Source organism: Oscillibacter sp. 1-3 (assembly GCF_000403435.2).
GTDB lineage: Bacteria > Bacillota > Clostridia > Oscillospirales > Oscillospiraceae > Oscillibacter.
In genome coordinates, this window is the sequence record NZ_KE159710.1 from 192,971 (window position 1) to 217,270 (window position 24,300).

General features: G+C 61.4%; 20 protein-coding genes and 1 other RNA gene. 11 read left to right on the forward strand and 10 right to left on the reverse strand.

Annotated features, from left to right (window positions below):
• The first annotated feature begins 101 nt into the window (after positions 1–101).
• Positions 102–1,385 carry a methionine gamma-lyase family protein gene (locus tag C816_RS16810; RefSeq protein WP_016323608.1) on the forward strand — a complete coding sequence of 428 codons (1,284 nt, stop codon included), beginning with the start codon at positions 102–104 and terminating at the stop codon, positions 1,383–1,385.
• A 35-nt stretch (positions 1,386–1,420) separates the two neighbouring features.
• Here the strand turns inward: C816_RS16810 and C816_RS16815 are convergent, their stop codons facing one another.
• Positions 1,421–2,095, reverse strand: coding sequence for a PoNe immunity protein domain-containing protein (locus C816_RS16815; protein WP_016323609.1), 675 nt, complete (start codon positions 2,093–2,095; stop codon positions 1,421–1,423).
• 35 nt (positions 2,096–2,130) lie between these two features.
• Positions 2,131–2,955, reverse strand: coding sequence for a DUF368 domain-containing protein (locus C816_RS16820; RefSeq protein WP_242832236.1), 825 nt, complete (start codon positions 2,953–2,955; stop codon positions 2,131–2,133).
• Positions 2,956–3,521: 566 nt separating this feature from the next.
• Between C816_RS16820 and C816_RS16825 the strand changes: the two genes are divergently transcribed.
• From C816_RS16825 to C816_RS16840, 4 genes are all read left to right on the forward strand, one after another.
• Positions 3,522–4,541: a methionine ABC transporter ATP-binding protein gene (locus tag C816_RS16825; protein WP_016323611.1), complete on the forward strand. Its 1,020-nt coding sequence runs from the start codon at positions 3,522–3,524 to the stop codon at positions 4,539–4,541.
• Positions 4,534–5,283, forward strand: a complete 750-nt coding sequence (locus tag C816_RS16830; protein WP_016323612.1) for a methionine ABC transporter permease — start codon at positions 4,534–4,536, stop codon at positions 5,281–5,283. The genes C816_RS16825 and C816_RS16830 overlap by 8 nt, the downstream gene beginning before the upstream one ends.
• A 1-nt stretch (position 5,284) precedes the next feature.
• Complete coding sequence (locus C816_RS16835; RefSeq protein ID WP_016323613.1) at positions 5,285–6,094, forward strand: MetQ/NlpA family ABC transporter substrate-binding protein; 810 nt, start codon at positions 5,285–5,287, stop codon at positions 6,092–6,094.
• A 241-nt stretch (positions 6,095–6,335) separates the two neighbouring features.
• A complete protein-coding gene (locus C816_RS16840; RefSeq protein ID WP_016323614.1) occupies positions 6,336–7,730 on the forward strand; it encodes an MATE family efflux transporter in 1,395 nt (464 codons plus the stop codon).
• 19 nt (positions 7,731–7,749) lie between these two features.
• Here C816_RS16840 and C816_RS16845 read toward each other — a convergent pair whose 3' ends face one another.
• The 3 genes from C816_RS16845 to C816_RS16860 form a co-directional block, all read right to left on the reverse strand.
• The gene (locus tag C816_RS16845; protein ID WP_016323615.1) at positions 7,750–8,049 is read right to left on the reverse strand and encodes a hypothetical protein; all 300 of its coding nucleotides are present in this window, start codon (positions 8,047–8,049) and stop codon (positions 7,750–7,752) included.
• Positions 8,050–8,398: 349 nt separating this feature from the next.
• Positions 8,399–9,766: a penicillin-binding transpeptidase domain-containing protein gene (locus C816_RS16855; RefSeq protein ID WP_016323617.1), complete on the reverse strand. Its 1,368-nt coding sequence runs from the start codon at positions 9,764–9,766 to the stop codon at positions 8,399–8,401.
• Entirely contained in the window at positions 9,753–11,567 is a 1,815-nt protein-coding gene (locus C816_RS16860) for an FtsW/RodA/SpoVE family cell cycle protein (protein WP_016323618.1), read from the reverse strand. The genes C816_RS16855 and C816_RS16860 overlap by 14 nt, the downstream gene beginning before the upstream one ends.
• A gap of 245 nt (positions 11,568–11,812) precedes the next feature.
• Here C816_RS16860 and C816_RS16865 point away from each other — a divergent pair, with 245 nt between their 5' ends.
• Positions 11,813–12,700, forward strand: coding sequence for a 4Fe-4S cluster-binding domain-containing protein (locus tag C816_RS16865; protein WP_016323619.1), 888 nt, complete (start codon positions 11,813–11,815; stop codon positions 12,698–12,700).
• Positions 12,701–12,768: 68 nt separating this feature from the next.
• Here C816_RS16865 and C816_RS22030 read toward each other — a convergent pair whose 3' ends face one another.
• Positions 12,769–13,962 carry a S8/S53 family peptidase gene (locus C816_RS22030; protein ID WP_016323620.1) on the reverse strand — a complete coding sequence of 398 codons (1,194 nt, stop codon included), beginning with the start codon at positions 13,960–13,962 and terminating at the stop codon, positions 12,769–12,771.
• 149 nt (positions 13,963–14,111) lie between these two features.
• On the opposite strand from C816_RS22030, the gene C816_RS16875 reads away from it, so the two are divergent.
• Complete coding sequence (locus C816_RS16875) at positions 14,112–15,359, forward strand: serpin family protein (protein WP_016323621.1); 1,248 nt, start codon at positions 14,112–14,114, stop codon at positions 15,357–15,359.
• A gap of 32 nt (positions 15,360–15,391) precedes the next feature.
• On the opposite strand, the gene selD is transcribed toward C816_RS16875, so the two are convergent.
• The 4 genes from selD to C816_RS16895 form a co-directional block, all read right to left on the reverse strand.
• Positions 15,392–16,432, reverse strand: a complete 1,041-nt coding sequence (gene selD, locus C816_RS16880) for a selenide, water dikinase SelD (protein ID WP_016323622.1) — start codon at positions 16,430–16,432, stop codon at positions 15,392–15,394.
• Complete coding sequence (gene yqeB / locus C816_RS16885; protein WP_016323623.1) at positions 16,425–17,234, reverse strand: selenium-dependent molybdenum cofactor biosynthesis protein YqeB; 810 nt, start codon at positions 17,232–17,234, stop codon at positions 16,425–16,427. The genes selD and yqeB overlap by 8 nt, the downstream gene beginning before the upstream one ends.
• Complete coding sequence (yqeC, locus tag C816_RS16890; protein WP_016323624.1) at positions 17,222–17,902, reverse strand: selenium cofactor biosynthesis protein YqeC; 681 nt, start codon at positions 17,900–17,902, stop codon at positions 17,222–17,224. Before yqeC ends, yqeB begins: the two co-directional genes overlap by 13 nt.
• A 224-nt stretch (positions 17,903–18,126) precedes the next feature.
• Positions 18,127–20,802, reverse strand: a complete 2,676-nt coding sequence (locus C816_RS16895; RefSeq protein WP_016323625.1) for a transglycosylase domain-containing protein — start codon at positions 20,800–20,802, stop codon at positions 18,127–18,129.
• A gap of 323 nt (positions 20,803–21,125) precedes the next feature.
• Here C816_RS16895 and C816_RS16900 point away from each other — a divergent pair, with 323 nt between their 5' ends.
• The 4 genes from C816_RS16900 to C816_RS16910 all read left to right on the forward strand — a co-directional run bounded on the left by C816_RS16900 (position 21,126) and on the right by C816_RS16910 (position 24,238).
• Positions 21,126–21,410, forward strand: coding sequence for a DUF1292 domain-containing protein (locus C816_RS16900; RefSeq protein WP_016323626.1), 285 nt, complete (start codon positions 21,126–21,128; stop codon positions 21,408–21,410).
• A gap of 37 nt (positions 21,411–21,447) precedes the next feature.
• Positions 21,448–21,646, forward strand: a non-coding RNA gene (gene ssrS, locus C816_RS22990) — 6S RNA.
• Between the two features lie 203 nt (positions 21,647–21,849).
• Positions 21,850–22,533: a CatB-related O-acetyltransferase gene (locus tag C816_RS16905; protein ID WP_016323627.1), complete on the forward strand. Its 684-nt coding sequence runs from the start codon at positions 21,850–21,852 to the stop codon at positions 22,531–22,533.
• 127 nt (positions 22,534–22,660) lie between these two features.
• Positions 22,661–24,238: a peptidylprolyl isomerase gene (locus C816_RS16910; protein WP_016323628.1), complete on the forward strand. Its 1,578-nt coding sequence runs from the start codon at positions 22,661–22,663 to the stop codon at positions 24,236–24,238.
• Positions 24,239–24,300 lie beyond the last annotated feature (62 nt).

The window sequence follows — 24,300 nt, forward strand, 5'->3', positions numbered from 1 at the left end:
ATTATTTCAGAACCGGCACGGTTTCCGTGCCGGTTTTCCCTTGCTATTTTTTCAAAACTCTGCTATATTTGGACAGAAACCAACAAAAGGAATTGAGAATCATGGAACAGATATATGAACAGCTCGGCGTCAGCCGGGAAGTATATGAATACGGCGAGGCGGTGCTGGCCGCCCTGCGACCCCGTTTTGACGCCATTGACCAGACAGCGGAGTACAACCAGTGCAAGGTTCTGGCCGCCATGCAGAAAAACCGGGTCAACGCCACTCACTTTGCCGCCACCACCGGCTACGGCTACGACGACGAGGGCCGCGACAACCTGGAACGGGTCTACGCGGACGTCTTTCACACAGAGGCCGCCTTGGTGCGCCCTCAGATCACTTGCGGCACTCATGCGCTGACGGTGGCGCTGTCCGCAAACCTGCTTCCAGGTGATGAGCTCCTCTCCCCCGTAGGAGCCCCCTATGACACCCTGGAGGAGGTCATCGGCATCCGGGAGAGCAAGTGCTCCTTAAAGGAATACGGCGTCACTTACCGGCAGGCGGACCTGATGCCGGACGGCTCCTTTGACTATGACGCCATCCGGGCGGCCATCAATGACCGGACAAAGCTCATCACCATCCAGCGCTCCAAGGGCTACGCCACCCGCCCCTCCTTCTCCGTTGCGCAGATCGGAGAGCTGATCTTCTTCTGCAAGTCCGTGAAGCCGGATGTGAAAGTGATGGTGGACAACTGCTACGGCGAGTTCGTGGAGCGGCTGGAGCCCTCGGACCTGGGGGCCGACATGGTGGTGGGGAGCCTCATCAAAAACCCCGGCGGCGGTCTGGCCCCCATCGGCGGCTACATCTGCGGCACACGGGAGTGCGTGGAGCGGTGCGCCTACCGTCTCTCCGCCCCGGGCCTGGGCCAGGAGGTGGGGGCCAATCTGGGACTGATGCCCGCCTTCTACCAGGGGCTGTTCCTCTCCCCCACCGTGGTGGCCGGGGCGCTGAAAGGCGCCGTCTTTGCCGCCAGCATCTATGAAAATCTGGGCTTTTCCTGCGTGCCTGCCGCCGCGGAGGAACGCCACGACATCATCCAGGCGGTGACCCTGGGCAGCCGGGAGGCCATGGTGGCCTTCTGCCGCGGCATCCAGGCCGCCGCCCCGGTGGACAGCTACGTCACCCCGGAGCCCTGGGCCATGCCCGGGTACGACAGCGACGTCATCATGGCGGCAGGGGCCTTTGTCCAGGGCAGCTCCATCGAGCTCTCCGCCGACGGCCCCATCCGCCCTCCCTACGCCGTGTACTTTCAGGGCGGGCTGACGTGGTACCACGCCAAGCTGGGGATTTTGATGAGCCTCCAGAAGCTGACGGAAGCGGGGATTATTGTCCGGCTGCCGGAGTGAATAAAAGCCAGGCGGCCATGGGCCGCCTGGCTCTGTCAGTTATGCGCCAGGTCATAGGGGTAATAGGGATTTTGCGCGAACCCGCTGTCATCAACTCTGAATATTTTGGACAGCGCCGCGATTTCAAAACACCAATATCCGCAGTATGTATCGTTTTTAGAGCGGTGAGCATTATACCAATACGCGTCCTTGCGGCGCTGGTACCACTGGGACAATTCCAGGGACAAAATCTCGGCCGGGTTCTCGCCTTCTGCAATACGATTGAAATAATCCAGCTGAGACGGGCGTATGGTCAAGGGCTCATCTCGCAGAGATTGGATCAAACAGCAGATCAGCCCATCCCGGGAATCAAACTTTTCCGTAATGCTCTCCAGACCTGGGAGGAAGTTGGATTTTGCCGCCTGGAACAGCACCCCCAGCGAGAGCGCGTCAATGACATCATAGGCGCTGTCCACTGGGGCGCAGACATCCTTGTAACTGTCAATAAACTGGAGATAGTGAGCATACACGTCCTGAATTCCGGCTCCTGCGGAGTAAGCCGCCTTCAGAGAGTCCAGATGCAGCCTAGACAGCCAGCCCTTTCCAATTCTGATCCCGCGCTCGTTGGATGGCTCTATACCAGTGAGAAGCGTTTCAAATTTCAGAATACGCGCCTGGTTGGATTGTAGTTTATTGGTAAAATACTCCTCACTTTTGATGGTATCCCTCATACTCTTTCCCCTCTCGCTTCATGAGTGGTCCGGCGTCACGCCGGATCGTCCATCTTCATCCGCTGGTCCAGGCGGGCCAGGAAGTAGGCCAGGGCGCAGCCGCCCGCGCAGCAAAGCGCCGACAGCACAATCTCTTCCGCCCCCCGGTAAGAGGTTGGAATAATCACCAGTGTGGAAGCCAGCACAATGCCGAAAGTCCCGTGGAAGGCCACGGAGTACCAGCGGCGAAAACACCAGGTCACAAGGCGCGCCAGCAAAAACACCGTCAGCAGCAGTCCCGGCAGCGAGGCGGACAGCACCAGAAAATCTAAGTTTGCCAGCCCCTCCAGCACAGGCTGGTACAGGTCCAGGGCCATCATCACCGAGGAGGAGGTCATCCCAGGAATCACAACGCCCATCCCCCACAGCACACCGCAGAAATTGTACCACCAGAAGTTTGGCTCCGCCGAAAAACAGGCGATGCGGCTGATGTAAAACAGCCCGGCGAACACACTGCCAGCGCACAGTAGCAGGCTCACCCAGGAGGCGGCGGAGCGCCCCTCCTTCCCCGCCTCCCGGTACAGGGCGGGCACTGTGCCCACTATGAGCCCGATGAAGAGCCAGGTGGTCACGGTACTGGAGAAGTCGATGGCCGCCGCGATCCCCTTGGCAAAGCCCATAAAGCCCGCGCACCATCCCAGTCCCAAGGGCGGAAGCCATCTCCAGTACTTTGGAAGCGCCCGCTTGGGATGGGTGAGGATCTCCATAAAGGGGCGGTAGATGTCGAACACCACCGCCAGCACGCCGCCGGACACGCCGGGCAGAATCGCTCCGGCGCCGATCAGGATACCGCAGAGCAGATTCCGCAGCCAATGAATCACCCGGTTTCCTCTTCCTCTCACCCTTGGGTCCCCTCTCTTTCTCTGTATACTCATAGATAATAGCAGTTTTGCCCTCCCTTTTCAATCCAATACCGGCCTCCGACATGAAAAATTTTCCCCCAGAGGCCGGGATGTTTTTGCTTCTTTTGTCTAAATCCGATAAAGTTTCTGACAGAAAGCGCGGATATTATAGCGGTTTCCCCCGTTGACAGCCGCCCGCTTTTTGTGTAAACTGCAAGATACATAATTGCATACCGCAAAGACGATGAAGAGAAGAGTAAGCAGGCAGATACGGCACAGAGAGCCCCGGTCGGTGCAAAGGGGTGCGGAAGGGCCTGCCGAACATGGTCTTGGAGTTGCGTGGCCGACTGCGTCAGCATAGGTCACGACGGGAGCCGCCCGTCACAGCGCAGAAGTGTAGATTGCACTTCCAAAGGCCGTCTCCGTGAGGAGGCGCGCGAACCAAGGTGGTACCACGGCGTTTGTACGTCCGTCCTTGAAGCAGCTGCTTCAAGGATTTTTTTATTGTTTCCCTCCCAAATGAACCGTAAAGGAGTTTCGATACTGTGAGTCAATCGATTATTCAGATCCAGCATCTGAGCAAGACCTTCGGCAGCGGAGCGGAGGCCGTCCACGCCCTGGAGGACATCAATCTGGACATCCGGCAGGGCGAGATCTTCGGCATCATCGGCCTCTCCGGCGCTGGCAAGTCCACCCTGGTGCGGTGCATGAACCTGCTGGAGCGTCCAACCTCCGGCACGGTAATGGTAGACGGCCAGAACATGACGGAGCTCAGCGAAAAGACCCTGCGGCTGGCCCGGCGGAAGATCACCATGATCTTTCAGAGCTTCAATCTGCTGATGCAGCGCACCTGCCTGAAAAACGTGTGCTTCCCCATGGAGATCAGCGGCCTGCCTGCCGCCCAGGCGAGACAACGGGCGGCGGAGCTGCTGGAGATCGTGGGCCTTCGGGACAAGGCGGACGCCTATCCCGCCCAGCTCTCCGGCGGACAGAAGCAGCGGGTGGCCATTGCCCGAGCCCTGGCCACAGACCCCAAGGTCCTCCTCTGCGACGAGGTCACCTCCGCTCTGGACCCCACCACCACGGCCTCTATCCTGGACCTTTTGAAGGATCTGAATCAGAAGCTGGGCGTTACGGTGGTGGTCATCACCCACCAGATGAGCGTCATTGAGGACATCTGCACCCGGGTGGCCATTCTGGACGGCGGCGTTGTGGCGGAGCAGGGGGACGTGCAGGAGATTTTCTCCAATCCCTCCACTGACGCGGCCCGGCGGCTGGTGTATCCCGGCGGCGTCACCCCGGCCCAGTACCCCGCCAGCACCCACGTCATCCGGATCTCCTTCAACGGCGGCACGGCCTACGACCCGCTGATCGCCTCCCTGGCCATTGACTGCGGCGTCAAGGTGAACATCCTGGGTGCCGACACCCGCAACGTGGGCGGGAAAGCCATCGGCACCATGCTGCTGGGCCTTCCGGAGAATCCCAACGAGGCCGCAAAGGCCCTGAGCTACATCCGCGCGCAGAAAAATATTACGGTGGAGGAGGTTCCGGATTACCATGAGTGAGATATTTATTACCCTGTTTGAAAGCTGGGGTATTGCCAAAGTGCCGGAGCAGATCGCCTACCTCTCCGATTTCAGCACGCTTGCCTTTAATGTCTGGGAGACAGTCTACGCCCCCGCTCTGGCAACGCTGTTCGCCTATGTGATCGGTCTTCCGCTGGGCATTATCCTGGTCATTGGCGAGAGCGGCGGCGTGCGTCCAATGCCCAAAGCGCTGATGAGCGTTTTGAATACGGTCGTCAATCTCCTGCGGTCCGTGCCGTTCCTGATTTTGATGGTCATGGTGGTGCCCCTGTCGCGACTGATTCTGGGCACCAGCGTGGGTACGGCGGCAACCGTCGTTCCGCTGACTGTGGCGGCGGCCCCCTATGTGGCGCGGCTGGTGGAGATCTCCCTGCGGGAGATGGACCGGGGCGTTATCGAGGCGGCCCAGGCCATGGGCTGCTCCCCCTGGCAGATCGTGGTCAAGGTCATGCTGCCGGAGTGCCGCCCCTCCCTGATTAACGGGGCCACCAACGCCGCCATTACGATTCTGGGCTACGGGGCCATGGCGGGCGCCATCGGCGGCGGTGGTCTGGGCGCGGTAGCCCTGATGCGGGGCCACGGGCGCAATCAGGTCATTGTCATGTATGTGGCGGTGATTATCCTGGTCATTCTGGTCCAGATCATTCAATCCATCGGTACCGCCTGGTCGATAAAATCCGACCGGCGTATCAATCCAACCGAAACAAAAAGGAGAACGTAACATGAAAAGAAGAATTGCAGCTCTTGCGCTGGCCGCTCTGCTGGTCCTGGCTCTCACCGCCTGCGGCGGAAAGAAAGCGGACGGTACCACCATCAAGGTCGGCGCAACCCCCGCGCCCCACGCGGCCATTCTGGAAGTCGCCAAGGACATCCTGGCGGAACAGGGCTATACCCTGGACATCGTGGAATACGACGACTATGTGACGCCCAATACCTCCCTGGAGGACGGCTCCCTGGACGCCAATTACTTCCAGCACATCACCTACATGAATGAGTTCAACGCCGAGCATGGCACTCACCTGGTCAGCGTTGCGGACATTCACTACGAGCCCTTCGGCCTGTACGCCGGCAAAACCGCAGCCCTGGCCGACCTGGCCGACGGCGCACAGATCGCGGTTCCCAACGACGGCACCAACGAGGCCCGCGCACTTCTGCTGCTGGAGCAGGAGGGCCTGATTAAGCTCAAGGAAGGCGTAGGCCTCTCCGCCACGAAGAGCGACGTTGCTGAAAATCCCCACGACTATGAGATCATCGAGCTGGCCGCCGACCAGCTTCCCTCCAGGCTCCAGGACGTGGATATGGCCGTCATCAACGGCAACTACGCCATCGATGCGGGCTTGAAGGTCTCCGACGCGGTGGCGGTGGAAGCCGCTACCGGCGAGGCTGCGGAGGCCTATGTCAATGTGCTGGCCGTGAAGGAGGGCAATGAGAGCAGCGAGGGCATCCAGGCCCTGGTGAAAGCCTTGCAAAGCGACGCGGTAAAAACCTTTATCGAGGAGACCTACGACGGCGCCGTGGTGCCGCTGTTTTGAGAAAGACACCCAGACGGGGAGGAACTTTCGTTCCTCCCCGTTGTTCGTCTGATTACACAAATAGTATGTATTTTTATCGTAGAATTCAGCTGAAATTTCCGGCGGTCCCAGTGGCTTTTCCGCTAAGACCATGTTAAAATAATAGAAATCTGTATTCACAAACGGCGTTCAACGGCTGTCAATACAGGTTCCAAACGCCGGTTGAGACCGGCAAATTTACAGGAAACAGGAGGCTGTTGTTATGGCGCGGGGCCAGGGAAAAACCTATGAGATCGATATGTGCAGCGGGGCAATCCTGCCAAAGCTCCTGCAATTCGCCCTGCCGCTGATGTTCTCCAGTATCCTGCAGCTTCTCTTCAATGCGGCGGACATCATCGTGGTGGGCCGCTGGGCCGGGGACAATGCCCTGGCGGCGGTGGGCTCCAACGCTTCCATCATTGGCCTTTTGACCAACCTCTTCATCGGCCTGTCCGTGGGCGCCAATATTCTGGCGGCCCGGTTTTACGGTGCCCGGGAGGAGGAGAGCCTGTGTCAGACCGTCCACACCGCCATCCTTCTCAGTCTCCTGGGCGGGCTGTTTCTGACGGCGGCGGGCGTCTTTGGTGCCCATACCATCCTGGTATGGATGCTGTCTCCGCCGGAGGTGCTGAATCTGGCCACGCTGTACCTGCGCATCTACTTTCTGGGAATGCCCGCCATGATGCTCTACAACTTCGGCGCGGCGCTGCTGCGGGCCGTGGGCGACACCCGCCGGCCCCTGTACTACCTCTCCTTCGCCGGCGTGGTCAACGTGGCGCTGAACTTGTTCTTCGTCATTGTCTGCCGCCTGGATGTGGCCGGTGTAGCCATTGCCACCGTGGCCTCCCAGTGCGTCTCCGCCCTGCTGGTGCTCCGCTGCCTGACAAAGGCAGGCGGGGCCGTCTGCCTGGACCTGCGGCAGCTGCGAATCCACCCTCTCCGGCTCCGGCAGATCATGAAGGTGGGGATACCCGCCGGTATCCAGGGCATCCTGTTCTCCCTGTCCAACGTGGTGATCCAGTCCTCCGTCAATTCCTTTGGGGAGATCGTCATGGCCGGAAACGCCGCCGCCAGCAATATTGAGACCTTTATCTACGCCTCTGTCAATGCCTTTTATCAGGCCAACATCTCCTTCACCAGCCAGAACCTGGGCGCCGGGCGGATCGAGCGCATCCGCCCCATCATGGTGCGGGCCCTGGGCTGTGCCGTGGTAGTGGGCGGCGTACTGGGCGGCTCCGCCATGCTCCTGGGCCCCCAGCTGCTGGGCATCTACTCCGACAGTCCCGCCGTCATCGCCGCCGGGATGGAACGTCTCCGCATCGTCTGCGCCCTCTACGCCCTGTGCGGATTGATGGACGTGATCGTGGGCTCTGTGCGGGGCATTGGCCTCGCCGTCACGCCCATGCTGATCTCCCTTATCGGCGCCTGCGGCCTGCGGATTCTCTGGATCTCCGTCCTCTTCCAAATCCCGGCCTACCATACCATCCAAACCGTCTACATCTCCTACCCTGTCTCCTGGACCATCACTTTTCTATCTCAGCTTACCTGCTACTGTCTGGGAATGCGGCACTTGAAACGCCGCATGGGTGCGACGGAAATAACGCCGGACGCCGCATGACGTCCGGCGTTCACCCTGTTCACAGACCCAGCCAGAGCCTGACGGTCAGCACCCCGCAGCCGCCCAGCAGCAACGCCAGCGCTCCGGTGCCCCAGAGAAGGCTGTAGCTCACCGCCTCCCTGTCCCGGGACCGTCCAGCGGCCACGGAGGCAAAGACGTAGACCGATACCATGCCAAAGGCCACAGCCGTGATGTCCGCCGCCGTTTCCAGCCCCAGGGCGGACAGCGCCAGATACAGCAAAAACCCCAGGCCGGAGACGATTGCCCCAGCCCGCATCTGCGCTAATGTATAAAGCAGAAAACCTTTTCTCTCTTTCATTGCTTCCTCCATTATTTTCAAACTAGGATACAGCCCCCAGCTCGTTCCACATCGCAACAGACTCTGTGATACGTGATCTTCAGCCTGACGCTGTCGCGGGGGTCAACGTTGTCAAGCAGAGCAAATATATCGGCCTCAAAGCCCCTTTCCGCCCCCGACTCGTCAAAGGACAAGATCTCCAACTGCCGAAAGTCCAAAGCCTGCAGATGGCCAATGGGCTCCAAGTGCTCATCCGCAAAGGAGGGATACAGCTGCCCGCTCAAAAAACCGGCTCCAGCAGCTCGATCCTCCCCGGACCGGACTGGCTGACCTGAGGATAGGGGTTCTCCGGGTGTTCCCGGCAGACCTGTCAATATCCGTTGACGATCACATCCAGCACCTTTCCCGCCACGGTCCCGGCCACAGCGTTTCCGCCGCCGCCGTTCTCCACCAGCACCACAAAGGCATAGGGCGCGTCCTCGTTCCGCAGGAAGCCCGCGAACCAGGCGTGGGGCGTCTGCGCCTCCCCCACCTCGGCGGTTCCGGACTTGGCGCACAGGTCCATATTGGGAAAACGACCTGTGCCATAGGTCTTCTCCACATTGGCGGACATCATGTCCGCCAGCTTCTCCGCCGTAGCGGCACTCACCAGCGCCCCCGTTCTGCGGGAAAAACGGGGCAGAGACGGCAGTCCCAGGGCATTTTTTGTCCGCAGGATCAAGTACGGCTCCGCAGCCCTGCCGCCGTTGGCAATGGCGCCCATATAGACCATCAGGGCGCAGGGGTTCACCATATCCTGGTCCTGCCCCACGCCGGCCCAGCCCAGGCGGCCCTCCGTCATGCCCTCCCAGGTGAAAGTGCCCCGGGCTGTGGGAAGGCCGTCAACAGAATAACTGCTGGTGAGGCCCGCCTTCTCCGTGTACCGTTTCAGTGCGTCCGCTCCCAGCTCCGCCGCAATCTGGGCAAAGGCGGCGTTGCAGCTGTTGGCAAAGGCGTCCCCGATGTCCTGCTCTCCGTGGACGCCGGAGCAGACGATAGTTTCCCCCCCTGCCTGTACCGAGCCGGAACAGGTCCAGGTTCGAAGCTCCAGGTCCGGAATGTTATCCAGCGCCGCCGCAAGGGTGACTGTCTTATAGACAGACCCGGGAGTGAACGTGGAGGAGAGGAAGCGGTTCAAATACGCCCCCCTCCAGCAGTCACCGGTCTCGATGTCCTCCGGGACATGCAGCGGGTCATAGCTGGGAGCGGAGATCATGCAGAGGATTTCCCCGGTCTTGTAGTTGTACACCGCCGCTGTTCCGGCATGACCGTTCAGAGCACGGTAGGCCTCGTAGTTGTACCGGGCGTCCAGGGTCAGGTACAGCTCTCCGCCCCGCCCGGCGCCAAAGGCCCCGTTCAGCAGACTGTATCCCGTCAGCTTGTCGGCAAAGGCATTCAGCGCCCCGGTGCCAATGCTGCCCTGCAGGTCCCCCACCGCATGGAGGGTGGCCTTGCGGACGGTCTCGCCGTCATAGTAGGTCCGTTTCCCGTTCTCCACCCAGGACAGCAGGTCTCCGTCCCGGTCCAGCACCGTTCCCGCCGCCAGCTGGCCCTCGGTATTGTACAGGTGGCGGTTGAAGGGCGAGGAGGCCCAGTCCCCGGCGCTCCGAAAATACCGCGCCAGAAAGAGGCACAGCCCCGCCGCCAGCAGCAGCGCCAGAATGCGGCAGACCAGGGCCCGCTGTTCAATCTTCTTCATGGGATTCCTCCGTTTCCCGGACAAAGGGGGCAGACTCCGCCCGCCGCCGGGCCTCCTCCGTCAGACGGCGGGCGGGTCTCCGGCGGATGGCAAAACTGGCGTTTTCCCGGGTGTCCGTGGCCTTCAAAAAAGCCAGCAGCCCCCAGGCGGACATCATGGCGGAGCCGCCGTTGGACACAAAGGGAAAGGTCACGCCGGTGAGGGGCAGCAGGTCCACAGAGCCGAATACATTCAAACAGGTCTGGAACACCAGCAGGGAGCCGGCGGCGCAGGCGGCAATGGTATAGAAGCTGGACCGCCCCACCCGGACGGCCCTGGCGGCGAAAAAGGCCAGGGTGATGATGGCCCCCACCGCCAGCACGGCAATCAGCAGCCCCCATTCCTCACAGAGCATTCCGAAGACCAGATCCGTGTCCGCCGCGGCAACGCGGTGGAGCCAGCCGCTGCCGGCCCCCATGCCCAGAAGGCCGCCGGAGGCGGCGGCGGACATGGTGCGGGTCTGCTGGTAACCGGTGGTGGAGGCGGCCTCCCAGGCGTGGCCCCAGGAGGCAAAGCGGCTGAGAATGTAGGGCTTAAACCGCAGAATGATCCCCGCGCCGAACACCGCCCCGCCGCAGATCAGCGCCAGCGTGGCAAAGTCCCCGGAGCGGAGGTAGGCGATGACCAGGAAGGTGACAAAGAAGATGGCCGCCGTGCCAAAGTCGCTCATACAGCCCAAAAGGCCGATGCAGACGCCCGTCAATACGATGAAGAGAGTCAAGTTCCGCCGCCGGAACAACCGCTCCAGCGTGGCAGAGCCTGCGAAAATATAGCAGATCTTGGCGATCTCCGAGGGCTGGAAGGAGAGGCCCCCGATGGAGATCCAGTTCACCGCGCCGTATTTGGAGCGGCCCAGCACCAGGGTGATCCCCAGAAGGCCGATGGCCGCCGCGGCCATGAGCCAGCGGTTCTTCTGCACCCGGGTGAGGTCCCGGAGGAAGATACCCAGCACCAGGAACAGCCCCAGTCCCAGCACAATGGAGAGAAACTGCTTAAAAAGGCTCCCCGGGGCGCTGGAGGCCGTCACCGCGAGACACAGCGTGGAGAGGAAAAAGGCGATGGTCTCCATCTCAAATCCAACGCACCGGGTACAGCGCAGAACGGCGAAATAGGCCCACATCACTGCCGTCAGGCCCAGAAAGGCCAGGGGGATGGACACCGGCGCCGCCGCTCCCGCCGCCACGATCAACTGCAGACAGGCCAGCACCTGGAACACCGTCAGCCACAAGAAGGACGGGAAGATGGCGGCAGGACGCTCGCCGCGCCGCCGCCGCTCCAGCTCCTCCCGCTCCTGGACGGTCTGGGGCAAAAGCACCAGAGGCACGCCTCCAAGGGTAATAGAGTCTCCCATGGCCACCGGCGCGGAGCCCTCCACCCGTACGCCGTTGACCTCTGTTCCGCCCTTGGAGCCCAGGTCGTAGAGGGTCCAGCCCTCGTCCTCCCCCCGGCAGAGGGCCGCATGCTGGCGGGAGACGCTGGGATACCCCAGCTGTATGTCCGCGCTCCTGCCGCGTCCGATGATGTTCTCCCAGTGGGTCAGGGGGATGGAGGCGCCGTTGGGCAGACTCAAAAGTCCCCAGGTCTCCGGCGTGTGGGGAATCCTCAGCAGGGAACGCACCGCCCGCCACAGGATCAGTACCGCCAGCACCGGGAACAAAAACCGCACAAAGGCGGTGTACCAGACACCTGCCAGCGGATACTCCGCCAGCAGGCCGCACACCAGATCCAGCAGAGTCTGGAGAGGCGCCGTCAGCTGCTCCATGCGATGGTCCCCCTTCCCGATTGATGACTAGGCCTTGCTTGATGATAGTATACCATTTTTTCTCCCCGCTGTACAGCCTCCCCTCCACTCCTTTTTATTTTGCCTGGAATTTGAACGGAATTTCCCTTTTCCTCTTGACCTTTTGGGGGAAATCCATTAATATTGTATACTGCACATGGGTTCCACCGGGCACAGCCCCTCTGGATTCCCGGCTCCTATCCACATTACGAAAGGCCGATCAGAACATGACACATCCCTACAAGACGCGGGAGGGCGGCGCCACAGTGACGATCTTCGTCCCCTACGACTGCAAGAACCACTGCCCTTTCTGTATCAATAAGGAAGAATACGCAGATATGACGGGCTTCTCTCTGGAGAAGATCTGCCAGAGCATCCGGCGGATGGACGCCATTACCCCCCGGTGTGACTTTGTCTTCACCGGCGGCGAGCCCTTGTCCGACCTGGGCGCTCTCCAGGTCATGCTGGACGAGATCCCCACCACCCACAAAGTCTATATCAACACCACCCTCCCGGTCTCCGAGCACCAGTCCGAGGAGGATGTGCTGGCATTCCTGGAGCGGAACAAGCACAAGATCACCTGTGTCAACGTCTCCCGCCACATGCAGAAGTATGTGGTGGAGTCCAACGACGGCCTGCTTGCCAAGCTGCCGGTGCGCTTCCGGGTAAACTGCGTGCTGTATCAGGACTACCCGGCCAAGGACCTGGTCCCCTATCTGGACCGGTTCCGCCAGATTCCCGGGGCTTCCATCCAGTTCCGCTTCGACTACACCGCCACCACGCCGGAGAACCTGTACGAGGAGGACCAAGACAAGATTCTCCAGGACCTCAAGCAGATTGCCCGGTACACCGGTCTGGACGGCTGCCGGATGCGCTGCGGCTTCCACTTCGACTACCAGGGCATGGAGCTCACCTACCACAAGACCCTGCCCTACTCCACCATCGTGGAGACCGACGCGGCGGACGGCGTGACCTACGACATTCTGTACGACATCCTCATCAAGCAGAATGGCGACATCCACTCCGACTGGACGGGCGTTCTGCTGGATGTGGACGCCTATGAAAAGGTGGTCTACGAGCCCTATGACCTCCGCTGGCTGGCAAAGATCGCGTAAAAGCCGGGTCTGCCCGGATCAATCACAGCGGTGACAAAACGGCGCCTCAGTTTGAGGCGCCGTTTTCCTTATACTCCCAGTCTCGCCAGCAGGGCCGCCGGGTCCACCACCCTGCCGTAGGGATACTCCTTCCCTTCCGCCGAGGAGATGGAGACAGGGCTGGCCGTGGCCTGGGCCGCGGCCAGGAACTCCTCAAAGGTGACCTCCGGCCTCGCCTGGCAGGCCAGGGCGTACAGCCCCGCCACATAGGGGACTGCCCAGCTCATGCCGCCCTCGGCAAAATAGGCGTACTCCCCCTCCCCCGCCGGGGAGGCCGCGGTCCGGCGGTCCATGGGGACCAGGAGGAGAGAGCCGTCCGTGCCCCGGTACTCCCCGCTGTACAGGCTCTCCTCCCAGAAGGCCCCAGGGCGGCAGTCCACCCGCCGGTTGGGGTCGCCGTACGGAGTGCGGCCCATCCCCATCCAGGGCTCCAGCAGCGGGTCCCGGCTGTTGACACAGACGACAGCGATGCCCGCCGCCCGGGCCCGGCCGATGGCATCCTCCAGCTCCGCCGCTCCAGCGGTGTCCGCCATCCAGCCCACGGACATGGAGATCACCCGGATCTTCTCCCCCTCGAGCAGGGTCTCATTCAGAGCGACCAGCCGGTCCACGTCCTCCGCATAATACGTCATGTCCCGGACAAAATTCTCCCCTGTACCGGTTCCCACGTCGTCGGCGATGAAATACAGCAGGGCCTCCGGAGCCGCGCCCACTGTCTCTCCCAGGGCGATGGAGGCCACGGCGGGACCGTGGGTGGAGGCGTCGTCCTCCGCGGCGGTGTGGTACTCCTGATAGAGCCGCAGGCGGTTTGCGTACTCCTGGTGATCCACCAGCAGCGTCTGGTCGATGATGGCGATCCCAACGCCCTTTCCGGTGATCCCCTGCTCATGGAGCGCCCGAAGCCCCAATCCCGGGTCCTTCCCCAGCTCCAGAAGCCGCCCGGGGGCGAAAGCCGCCGGCAGACTGTCCGGCCACTGGGTCCGGGTGTCGAAGTCGGCTGAGAAAAGTTCCGTCTCCATGTCTGTGAGGTCCCAGCTCCGCAGGTCGGCGCAGCGGAAATCCCCCCAGCCGGCGTCAACGTTCGGGTCGTCCGCCAGGGAAGCTGTGACCGCCTGCGGACGGCGGCAGACCGTGCCCGCCCGCAGGGCATCGGCCTGCGGCGGGGCGCAGGCCGTCAGCAGGGCCAGCAGAAGGCACAGAGCCGGGTAAACGCGCTTTTTCAATGAAACCATCTCCTTTGTTTGGTAGCCCCATCATACCAGCCGTTTCTTACAAACAGCCTGACATTTTTCTTACAAATTTCTTACGATTTCCCGCAACCTTTTGCTCCGAAAGCCGTCTATATAGGTAACGACATAAAGGAGGAACCGTGATGAAAAGAAATCTCCTGCGCCTTTCCTGCCTGACGCTGACGCTGCTCCTGCTCACCGGCTGCGGAAGCGCTGGCGCCGCCCCCAAAAGCCTGACAGCGGATTTGAACACCCACACCCCCGACCTCCGGCCCATTACGGAAGCCCAGGCCGGGGCGCTGGCCGCCTTCGCCCTGGACCTTCTGCGGGAGAACTGGACGGGTGAGAACGTCCTGCTCTCGCCCCTCTCCGTTCTCTCCGCCCTGGGCATGACCGCCAACGGAGCCGGAGGCGAGACCCTGGCCCAGATGGAGTCCGTCCTGGGCCTTCCTGCGGAGGAACTGAATGCGGCCCTCGCCGCCTGGGCCGCCGGACTGCCCCAGGAGAAGGACTGCCGGGTAGACCTGGCCAACTCCCTCTGGCTCCGGGACGACGGGAGCTTTACGGCCGATCCGGACTTTTTGCAGACCGTCACGGACTGGTATGGGGCCGGGGTATTCCCCTCAAAGTTTGACAGCGAAGCAGTCAAGGACATCAACGGCTGGGTCAGCGGCAGTACCCACGGCATGATCCCGGAGATCATCCGGGAAATTCCGGACGAGGCGGTCCTCTACCTCATCAACGCCCTGGCCCTGGAGGCGGAGTGGGAGCGTATTTACAAGGATACCCAGGTCCATGAAAACCGCATCTTCACTACAGAGGACGGCCGGGAACAGTCCGTGACGCTGATGTACTCTGACGAGGGATTTTATCTGGAGGACGCCCGCGCCCAGGGCTTCCTGAAACCCTACAAGGGCGGCCGGTGGGCCTTTGCCGCCCTGCTGCCGGAGGAGGGCATGAAGCTGGAGGACTACGCCGCCGCTCTCACCGGGAAACGGCTCTATGAAATTCTGTCAGGCGTACAGGAAACTCTGGTGGAGACCGCCATTCCCAAATTTCAGTGCGAATTTGCCGCGGAGCTGTCCGACAGTCTGAAATCGCTGGGCATGACCGACGCCTTCGATTGGGCGACCGCCGACTTTGCCGCCATGGGCTCCTCCCCCAACGGCCCGCTGTATATCAGCAGGGTGCTCCACAAAACCTATATCTCCGTCGACGAAAAAGGCACAAAAGCCGGAGCCGCCACAGCAGTGGAAATGCCTGCCGGCGGCGCCGGTCCCGATCTCAGGACGCCCCCTCGTGTCTATCTGGACCGCCCCTTCCTCTACATACTGGTGGATCTGGAAACCAGCCTGCCCGTCTTCATCGGGGCTGTGACAACCATGGAATAGAGAAAAGCGGACGGCTGTGCCGTCCGCTTTTCTTATCTCAGGAAAATGCGCTTTCCGCCCCGGTACTCCTGAACTTCGCCGATTCTCTGGGCGCTTGGGACCGCACCGCGCAGCTCCACCAGCAGCGCCTCCGCATCCTCCGGGTCCACCGCCATCAAAAGGCCCCCGGCGGTCTGGGGATCGTAGAGCAAGTCCTGCTTCCACAATGGCGTATCTCCCGCGTCCACAGTGCTCTCGGCAAAGGCCCGGTTGCGGTACATCCCCTCCGGCAGGATGCCGATCTTCGCCAGCTCCGCCGCCTCGGGGATGAAGTCCACCGCGTCCGTCCAAAGCGCAATCTCCACGCCGCTGCCCTGGGCCATCTCACAGGCGTGGCCCAGCATCCCAAAGCCCGTCACATCCGTACAGGCGTGGACGCGGTAGTTTACCATAATATCCCGGGCAGACCTGTTCAGGGTGGTCATCAGCCTCTGGGTCAGCTCTATGGATTCCGGTGAGGCCATATCCGCCTTGGCGGCGGTAGTCAGCACGCCGATACCCAGGGGCTTGGTGAAGAGAAGCACATCCCCCGGCCTGGCTCCGGAGTTGGTCAGCACCTTGTCCGGGTGGACGAACCCCGTCACCGCCAGGCCGTACTTGGGCTCGTCGTCTAAAATACTGTGGCCTCCGGTAATCAGCGCCCCGGCCTCGTAGACCTTGTCATATCCGCCCCGGAGCATCTCATGGACCGCCTCTTTCGGCATGGAGTCCGGCACCGCCATGATGTTCAGGCACAGCTTGGGCTCGCCCCCCATGGCGTACACGTCGGAGAGAGCGTTGGTGGCGGCAATCTGGCCGAAGAGATAGGGATCGTCGGCGATGGGCGGGAAGAAATCTACCGTCTGCACCAGCGCCAGATCATCGGAGATTTTGTACACCGAGGCGTCGTCGCTCTTGTCAAAGCCCACCAGCAGATTCGGGTCCTCATGGACCCGGATGCCCTCCAGCAGCTGGCTCAGAACGCCCGCGCCCACCTTGGCCCCGCACCCGGCGCACTTGGCCAGCTTTGTCAGCTTCACTTCATTTTCAGCCATGGTCCTCTCCTTCCCGCAGCGCGCCGGACAGCGCCAGAATCGCCTCCAGCACACCGCCGCCCACCGCCAGCGCCTTGTCGCTGGCGCAGTAGCAGTGCTTTTCCTCACACCGGGGGTCAATGTCCCCGGCTTTCATCCCCTGACGGACCGGGGTCCCGTCCGCCAGGATGCCCCGCAGAACGCCGTCCAGGGTGCAGACCATGGGCCGTCCGTTCACCGTGGCGGCCACGTCCCCCATCTTCACCTGGGCGCCGATGTCTAAAATCCGGCGGAACACACCGTCCGCCGGGGCCCGGAGCACCCGCTCCCCGGCAAAGCCGCCGATGAGGCCCGGGATGCCGGTGTTGGGGATGGGGGACCCGTCATAGATCACCCGGCCCAGATAGTGGCCCCGCATGGTCTCCACCGCGGCGTGACAGTCCACCCCCGCCGTAAAGCCGGGGCCCACGCCGATGACCACCGGGGCGTCGGTAATCCTTGTGCCCAGGTTCCGCTTGGCTAAAATGGCGTCCACCACTGCGGCGGGCCGCAGGTCCGGGATGCAGCGTCCATCCGGGTCCGCCAGCACCGGGATCACGCCGCCGCGGAGTAGCTCCAGCGCCTGAAGGGCAGTCTCCACCCGCCGGGCCGTCACATCCTCCACCGTGGTCTCCCCATGGACAATGGCCTGAGAAAAGCACACCGTCCGCCGGATGGCGGTGGGCCGCTCTATGTCGGTCATCGCCACCTGGATATGGCTTCGCCAAAGCCGCAGGGCAATGCCGGAGGCCAGGTCTCCGGCCCCCCGAATCACCGTGAGCATTGTTGATACTCCCCCCTCCGCAGAGACCCCGCCAATACGGGGCAGTCCAGCAGTTTTGCCAGAGCGGCGGCGGACTCAAGAGCCTCCGCCGTCTCCGCCTGATTTACATAAACCCGGTTCTGCAGCCCCTCGGCCCGCAGAACTGCTGCCTCCGCCTCCGGCGTGACAGCGGCCGTCTCCGGCAATCCCGCGAGAAGCGCGTAGAGCGCCGGACGGTGGGCCGCCTCCGCAACGGGCTGGCCAAAGCCGGAGGCCCCCGCCACCAAAATCGTCTGATTCGCAAGGGGCGGGATCACCGGCTCATGGGGCGCGTGGGCCTTCATGGGCCGGCCAGCGGAGCCGTCCGCCTCCGCCAGCACATAGTCCGCAAGCCCCGCCAGCCGCTCCATGGGAACTTCCGGCGCCGTCAGCTTTCCGGCGCCGGGAACCGGCGCGCCGGCGCAGACCAGACGGTGCGCCGCCAATGCCGCCCGCAGCGTCTCCTCCACGGGGGAGAGCAGGTTCTCCAGCCCGGAAAAGGGAATAATCTTGGTTGTGGCGCACAAAAGCACTGTGTGTCCCCGCCGGGCCAGCTCCTCCCCCAGGGTCCGCAGAAGAGACGTCTTGCCGCCGCCGCCGATGACGGCGGTGACACCTGGCCGAATCTCCAGCAGCTCCGCCAATTCCACGGCGCTCCCTCCTCCGTTGTCTTTTCCATAGAATAACACTCTTCCCGTCCCGCCGTCAAGGTCAATCCGGCTGATATAAGGAAATTACCGATTAGGCCTTGTTTGACAAATGACAAAATGCACAGCGGCGGAAAAAGATTCGTCGCGTTTTGACATTTATCAAACGGAGCCGAGCGGTGCTCGGCATAGTGACAGCCCCACGGCCTTTGGCCGTGGGGCTGTCACTATGCCGCGGGGGTGTTCCAGAGGTTGTCAAACCAGTTTCCGTCGCCGGGGACGCTGGGGTCCGTCGCCGGGGGATCTGCGGGCTCCTGGGGCACGTCGGGCTCCGGCGTGGTGGTTCCCGGGTCCGGAGTCGTAGTGCCTGGGTCCACGGGCTCCACAGGCGGCTGATAGTTGGGATCAAAGGGGTTATTCGGGTCATAGGGATTGTTGGGGTCCTGCGCATTGGGGTCGTAGGGCATCCCGTTGCCTCCGTGGAAGGGACAGCCGCCGGCCTCCTCCGCCGCCTTCTGGATGTTCACCAGCAGATAGGCGTCGTCCTCCGCCGAGATGCTGGGACCGTAGTCCTCCCGCTCATAATTCAAAACGCCCTTTTCCACAATGGAGGACTCGGGGCACAGCGCCCCGGCCAGACAGTCGCCCTCAATACAGTAATTGGCCATAGTATGGAGGGTGCACTCCTCCGTGGGGGCCAGACCCGCAGGGATCTCAAAGGATATGGCCCGGCTGCCCCGAATGTCCGCGAGGCAGGCGTCAGTCAGTTTCATCCCGCTGTCGGCGCAGACTGTGACGGTGGTCAGGCCGCTCTCCGGCTTTTCAAAGGATTTATTGGGCAAGTCCTCATGGATCTGCTGCATAACCTTCTTCCACATGGTGATGGCTGGGTTGCCGTTGTAGGAGATGCGCTCGGCATACTGGAAGCCGGTCCACACCGCCGCGCAGTAGTATGGCGAAAAGCCCGCGAAGTAGCGGTCACAGGCGGTGTTGGTGGTGCCGGTCTTGCCGGCGATGGTCATGCCGCTGAAACTGGCGGAGGCGCCGGTGCCGGTGGTTGCCGCCATGTTGAGCATCTTGGTCATGAGGTAGGCCGTGGTCTCCTTCATGGCCACGTGGGACTCCGGCTCGTTCTCCAGAATCACATCACCCCTGGAGTTCTCCACATAGGTATAGGTGCGGGGCTTGTTGTAGATGCCCTTATTGAGGAAGCAGGAGTAGGCCGCCGCCATCTCCACGGTGTTCAGTCCGTAGGTCAGGCCGCCCATCCCTAAGGGGCTGGGGGCCATGTCGTTGGGATGCAGGTCCAGCCCCAGGTTTTCCGTGGCGAAGGCATAGGCCTCCACTGTACCCACCGACTCCAGCGACTGCACGGCGATGGTATTGATGGACCGCCGGATACCCTCCTGCACCGAGGTCCAGCCGGTGTAGCGGTTGGGGGAGTTCTTGGGCCAGGGACTGCCCCCCTCCAGCCGCACAGGGTAGTTGTCAAAGGTGGAGGCCGGAGTGATGACTCCTGCGTCCAGTGCCGGGGCATAGGCCGTCAGAGGCTTCATGGAGGAGCCCACCTGCTTTTTCATGGTGGCGTAGTTGGACACCAGATTCCCCTCCTTGGGGTCCATGGCGCCCACGATGGCCACCACATTGCCGGTATAGGGGTCCATGACAGTGATGCCCGACTGAATCACCTGTCCCTTTTTGGAGGTGACATCCAGGTTGCTGCGGTCCGCATAGACGGCCTCGGCGATATTCTGGATCTCCGGGTCCATGGTGGTGTAGATCCGGTAGCCGCTGCGGTACATCAGATCCAGAGCCGCGTCCTTGTCGATGTCGTACTTCTCGGCCAGGTCCTTGGACACGTCCAGAAGCACCTGGTCCACAAACCAGTTGTTGATGCCGCTGCGGCCCGCGCTGGCGGTGGCCTCGGCCACCAGCTCGTCCGCCTTCACAGAACCGTCCGTGAAGTTCAGCGGCTCCGCCTTGATCTGGTCCCGCTGCTCCTCGGTGAGATAGGGCTTGCCGGTATTGGGGTTGATGACCTCCTCGTCGGCCATCCGGTCCAGCACCCACCCCTGCCGCTTTTTGTTGGCCTCCCGGGGAGTAGTGGTGGTGCCGTCCTCTCGGGTGATGGTGATGGTGGACATGGGACCGTAGATCTCCGGGTTGTTGGTGATGGCGATGATGCTGGCGCACTCCGCCGTGGTCAGATCCCACACATCCTTGCCGAAGTAGTACTGGGCCGCCGTCTGGACGCCGTAGCACCCCTTGCCCAGATAGATGGTATTGAGGTACCGGGTGAGAATCTGCTCCTTGGTGGTGTTCTTCTCAAACTGCAGCGCCCGGATGATCTCCCGGATCTTGCGGTTGATGGTGACCTCCTTGTCCTTGGTGATATTCCGCAGCACCTGCTGGGTGATGGTGGACGCGCCTCGGGTGTCCCCACCCGTCAGGAAGGTCTTCACTGCGCCCAAGGTCCCGTACCAGTCCACACCGTGGTGCTGGAAGAACCGGTGGTCCTCGATGGCCACCGCCGCCTGCCACATGGCCTCGGGAATCTGGTCATAGGTCACCAGAATCCGATCCTCGACGCCGTGGATGGTCTGGTATTCCACCCACTCCCCCGTCTCCTTGTCCTGATAGTAGATAAAGGAGCTGAGGTCCAGCTCGTAATCATCCATGGACACGGTCAGATTGGGGGCCACCGTGGTGTTGATATACTGCAAAAAGATATAGGCGAAAATTCCGGCGGTGAGAACGCCGATCAGCGCCACTGTGAACAGCGCAAAAAACACGCGGCCAACAATCCCGGCCGCCGTGCGGGCCGGGCTGCCCCGCCGCTTCCGGGGACGCCGCTCCGCATGACCGCCCCCCCGGGGCGCCTGCGGTCTCTTATCGTGCTCCAAAACTAGGGCACCTCCATTTCTGAATCAAAAATTCCGGCAAACTCCGCTCAAAGCCTGTCCCGGCTGGACAGCCGCCTGCGGAAAACAATAATTCACCATAATATTTACTATTGTACCATCCCCTGTCAAGCTTGAAATTGTCGCATTTTCCGGAAAAATAGTTCTGGATTTGTATGATTCAGGCGGATTTGCGCAGAATATATCCCGTCAGAGGACTGTCTTTCCTGTATTTTCACAAGTTCCGCTCTTGCAATCCGGGAAAAAGTCATGTACAATACATTTTAATCTTACTTGAAACCGCCATGGCAGAAGGAGGACGCCCTATGAGCGAGGAGTTCGGCCCCACCTTTATTACCGTCACCGACGAGGACGGCAACGAGATCGCCCTGGAATTTATCGACGCCCTGGAATATAACGGCCAGATGTATCAGGCCTTCTTCCCCGCCGAGACCGAGGAGGACGAGGACGATCCGGACAACGGCCTGGTCATTTTGAAGGTAATCCACGAGGACGGCGAGGACCTTCTCTCCACTCTGGATTCCGACGAGGAGTTGGAGGCTGTGTACGAGCTGTTTATGGAGAGTTTATTTCAGGAGGACGGCGAATAACCTCTTGCGTTCCGGCAAATAGTGTGATAGGATAATAACTGCCCTGCGGGGTTCGTGATAGATCTTTTTTTAACCCACATTTCGTTATACGGGATGCCGGATCAGCGCGTGGTTCGCAGGCCTCCCGGCTGCCGTCTGCGGCTGGAAGTTGGAAGCGATAAAGCGCGTTGGAGGCGACCCACCTGTCCGTAAAGGTGCAGGTTATAACGGGTCTACACGGCCTTCGCGGGGTACGTCTTTTCAGGGCAGGTGATCTGCCCTGTTTTGCTGTGTAAAAATCGTTTCAGGCTGATTTCAGGCTGAGAGCCTATTATAAAGATTGTGTACGCTGAAAGGAGGTCATCGGATGCGGATCTTGCGCCAAATGCGGGCGATAGCGTCGGAGGACTGGACTATTTTTGGAGGTGATGAAAACATATAGACAAAAAGGAGAATTTTTATGAGGAAAATTCCGGACCCCAATACGATTTTTCCCAATGAATACAAGACCTCTTGTTTTCTTAAAAATGTGATTACGGCCCCCAACATCTCCGTGGGAGACTACACCTATTACGACGATCCCGTGGACCCCACGGGCTTCGAGCGGAACAATGTGCTCTTCAACTACCCGGAGTTTGGAGACCGGCTTGTCATCGGCAAGTTCTGCTCCATTGCCAGCGGCACCCGGTTCATCATGGGCAGCACCAATCACCGTATCAGCAGCGTCAGCACCTATCCGTTCAGCGTCTTCGGCGGCGTGTGGACGGAAAACACCCCGCCCCACCTCTCCCAGCTCCCCTTCAAGGGGGACACCGTGGTGGGAAACGACGTGTGGATTGGCCGGGAGAGCATCATCATGCCCGGCGTCCGCATCGGGGACGGGGCCATTGTGGCCGCCTGTTCCGTAGTTGCCAGGGATGTGGAGCCCTACACTGTGGCGGGCGGAAACCCTGCCCGGCCCATCAAAAAGCGGTTTGGCGAGGAACTGATCTCCCTTTTGCAGGAGCTGCGCTGGTGGGACATGGAGCCGGAGGCTCTGGCGGACTTCCTGCCCGTCCTGTGCGACAGCGATCTGGAGGCTGCAGAGCGCGCAATCCGGCGGATTTTGGAGGATCGGAGGCACATTCCGTCCAAAAAACTATAAATCCGTTGAGCGGTTTAGAATTTCCACTTGCACAATGGGCCGGAATCCAGTATAATAGGCAAGTGCGTAAAATCCCGGCCGCGGAGGCGGCAGGAACTACCAATACTTGAGAGGACTGAAACAACAAATGAGCGCATCTAGAGAAAAGAAATCCCGTCAGGAGCTGAACAGCACCGGCTGGACCGACCCCAAAACCGCCCGTGAAGCGCAGCAGCGCAAGGAGGAGCGGCGCAGCAGCATCCTCTACGGCGTCATCGCCGCGGCGTTTGTGCTGGTGGCCATCACTGTCGTCGTCTGGAAGTCCAACATCATCCAGAAGACCGCTACCGCCGCCACCATCGACGGGCAGAAATACACCGCCGCCGAGGTGAACTTCCACTACCAGAACGTCTACCGCAACTTTATCAACAACAACTATGATCTGCTCTCCTACGGGCTGCTGAGCCTGAATCCCAACGCCTCCCTCTCCAGCCAGACCATCAGCGACGGCGACGCCGCCATGCTGGGTCTGGAGTCCGACGCCGAGGGGCAGACCTGGAAGGACTACTTCGCAGACCAGGCGCTGAATCAGATGGCCGCCGTCCAGTCTGTGCTGCAAACCGCCAAGGACGAGGGCTTTGCCTATCCCAGCAGCGTACAGGAAAACTACGACGCCGATATGGAGTCCCTGCGCGCCGCCGCCTCCGCCAGCGGCGTCTCCGTGGACCGCTACCTCCAGGCCAACCTGGGCAGCACCATGACGGAGAAGGTATACGGCCAGCGGCTGATGGCCACCCTCCAGTACGAGGCCTATGCCACCGCCCAGGAGGAGAGCCTGGTCTATTCCGACGCGGATTTGGAGGAGGCCTACAAGGCCAACCAGAACACCTATGACCGGGTGAATTACGAGTATGTCACCATCCCCGGCACCGCTGATTCCACCACCGACGCCGAGGGCAACACCGTGGAGCCCACCGCGGAAGAGGCCACTGCCGCTATGGATGCCGCTCAGGCCAAGGCGGAGGAAATCCTGGCCGCCTATGAGGGCGGCGAGAGCCTGGAGTCCCTGGCAGACCCCGACAACGGCATCACCTATTCCCACTTGGAGACCGCCGCCTACTCCAACACCCCTGTTCTTGAGTGGGCCTTCAACGATGCCCGCCGGGAGGGCGACGCGGACGTGATCGAAAATTCTTCCTCCTACACCGTGGCCCTGTTCCACAGCAAGTCCCGGTTTGAGTACAACACTGTGGACATCCGCCACGTGCTGATCCGCCCCGAGGAGACCACCCTCTCCAGCGAGGACGAGGGCTACCAGGCGGACGTGGATGCTAAGCGGGCCGACGCCAAGGCAACGGCCGAGGCACTGTATGCCCAGTGGAAGTCCGGCGGCGCCACCGAGGACTCCTTCGCCGACCTGGCCCGTGAGAACTCCGCCGACGGCAATGCCGCTGAGGGCGGCATCTACACTGAGGTCTATCAGGGTCAGATGGTCCCCACCTTCAACGACTGGTGCTTCGATGACAGCCGCACCCCCGGCGACAGCGGCATTGTGGAGACGGACTACGGCTACCACATCATGTATTTCGTGGGCCAGAACGCACCCTACTGGCAGGTTCAGGTCCGTAACAACCTGATGAACACCGCTATGGACGAGTGGTACGAGACCTTCACCCTGGATCACACCATCACAAAGAGCGATTCCGGCATGAAGTACGTCGGCTGATCTCAGCGAATTCTTTGGATAACGGGACGGCCTGCGGCCGTCCCGTTTTTACGGAGGCCGTC

Excerpts from the sequence above, each read along its gene's own strand:
- C816_RS16905 (WP_016323627.1), top strand. The coding sequence starts at position 21,850 with ATGAGGAAAATTCCGGACCCCAATACGATTTTTCCCAATGAATACAAG.
- C816_RS16910 (WP_016323628.1), top strand. The coding sequence starts at position 22,661 with ATGAGCGCATCTAGAGAAAAGAAATCCCGTCAGGAGCTGAACAGCACC.
- C816_RS16835 (WP_016323613.1), top strand. The coding sequence starts at position 5,285 with ATGAAAAGAAGAATTGCAGCTCTTGCGCTGGCCGCTCTGCTGGTCCTG.
- C816_RS16845 (WP_016323615.1), bottom strand. The coding sequence starts at position 8,049 with ATGAAAGAGAGAAAAGGTTTTCTGCTTTATACATTAGCGCAGATGCGG.
- C816_RS16865 (WP_016323619.1), top strand. The coding sequence starts at position 11,813 with ATGACACATCCCTACAAGACGCGGGAGGGCGGCGCCACAGTGACGATC.
- C816_RS16815 (WP_016323609.1), bottom strand. The coding sequence starts at position 2,095 with ATGAGGGATACCATCAAAAGTGAGGAGTATTTTACCAATAAACTACAA.
- C816_RS16900 (WP_016323626.1), top strand. The coding sequence starts at position 21,126 with ATGAGCGAGGAGTTCGGCCCCACCTTTATTACCGTCACCGACGAGGAC.
- C816_RS16830 (WP_016323612.1), top strand. The coding sequence starts at position 4,534 with ATGAGTGAGATATTTATTACCCTGTTTGAAAGCTGGGGTATTGCCAAA.
- yqeB (WP_016323623.1), bottom strand. The coding sequence starts at position 17,234 with ATGCTCACGGTGATTCGGGGGGCCGGAGACCTGGCCTCCGGCATTGCC.
- C816_RS16840 (WP_016323614.1), top strand. The coding sequence starts at position 6,336 with ATGGCGCGGGGCCAGGGAAAAACCTATGAGATCGATATGTGCAGCGGG.
- selD (WP_016323622.1), bottom strand. The coding sequence starts at position 16,432 with ATGGCTGAAAATGAAGTGAAGCTGACAAAGCTGGCCAAGTGCGCCGGG.
- C816_RS16860 (WP_016323618.1), bottom strand. The coding sequence starts at position 11,567 with ATGGAGCAGCTGACGGCGCCTCTCCAGACTCTGCTGGATCTGGTGTGC.
- C816_RS16875 (WP_016323621.1), top strand. The coding sequence starts at position 14,112 with ATGAAAAGAAATCTCCTGCGCCTTTCCTGCCTGACGCTGACGCTGCTC.
- C816_RS16810 (WP_016323608.1), top strand. The coding sequence starts at position 102 with ATGGAACAGATATATGAACAGCTCGGCGTCAGCCGGGAAGTATATGAA.
- C816_RS16855 (WP_016323617.1), bottom strand. The coding sequence starts at position 9,766 with ATGAAGAAGATTGAACAGCGGGCCCTGGTCTGCCGCATTCTGGCGCTG.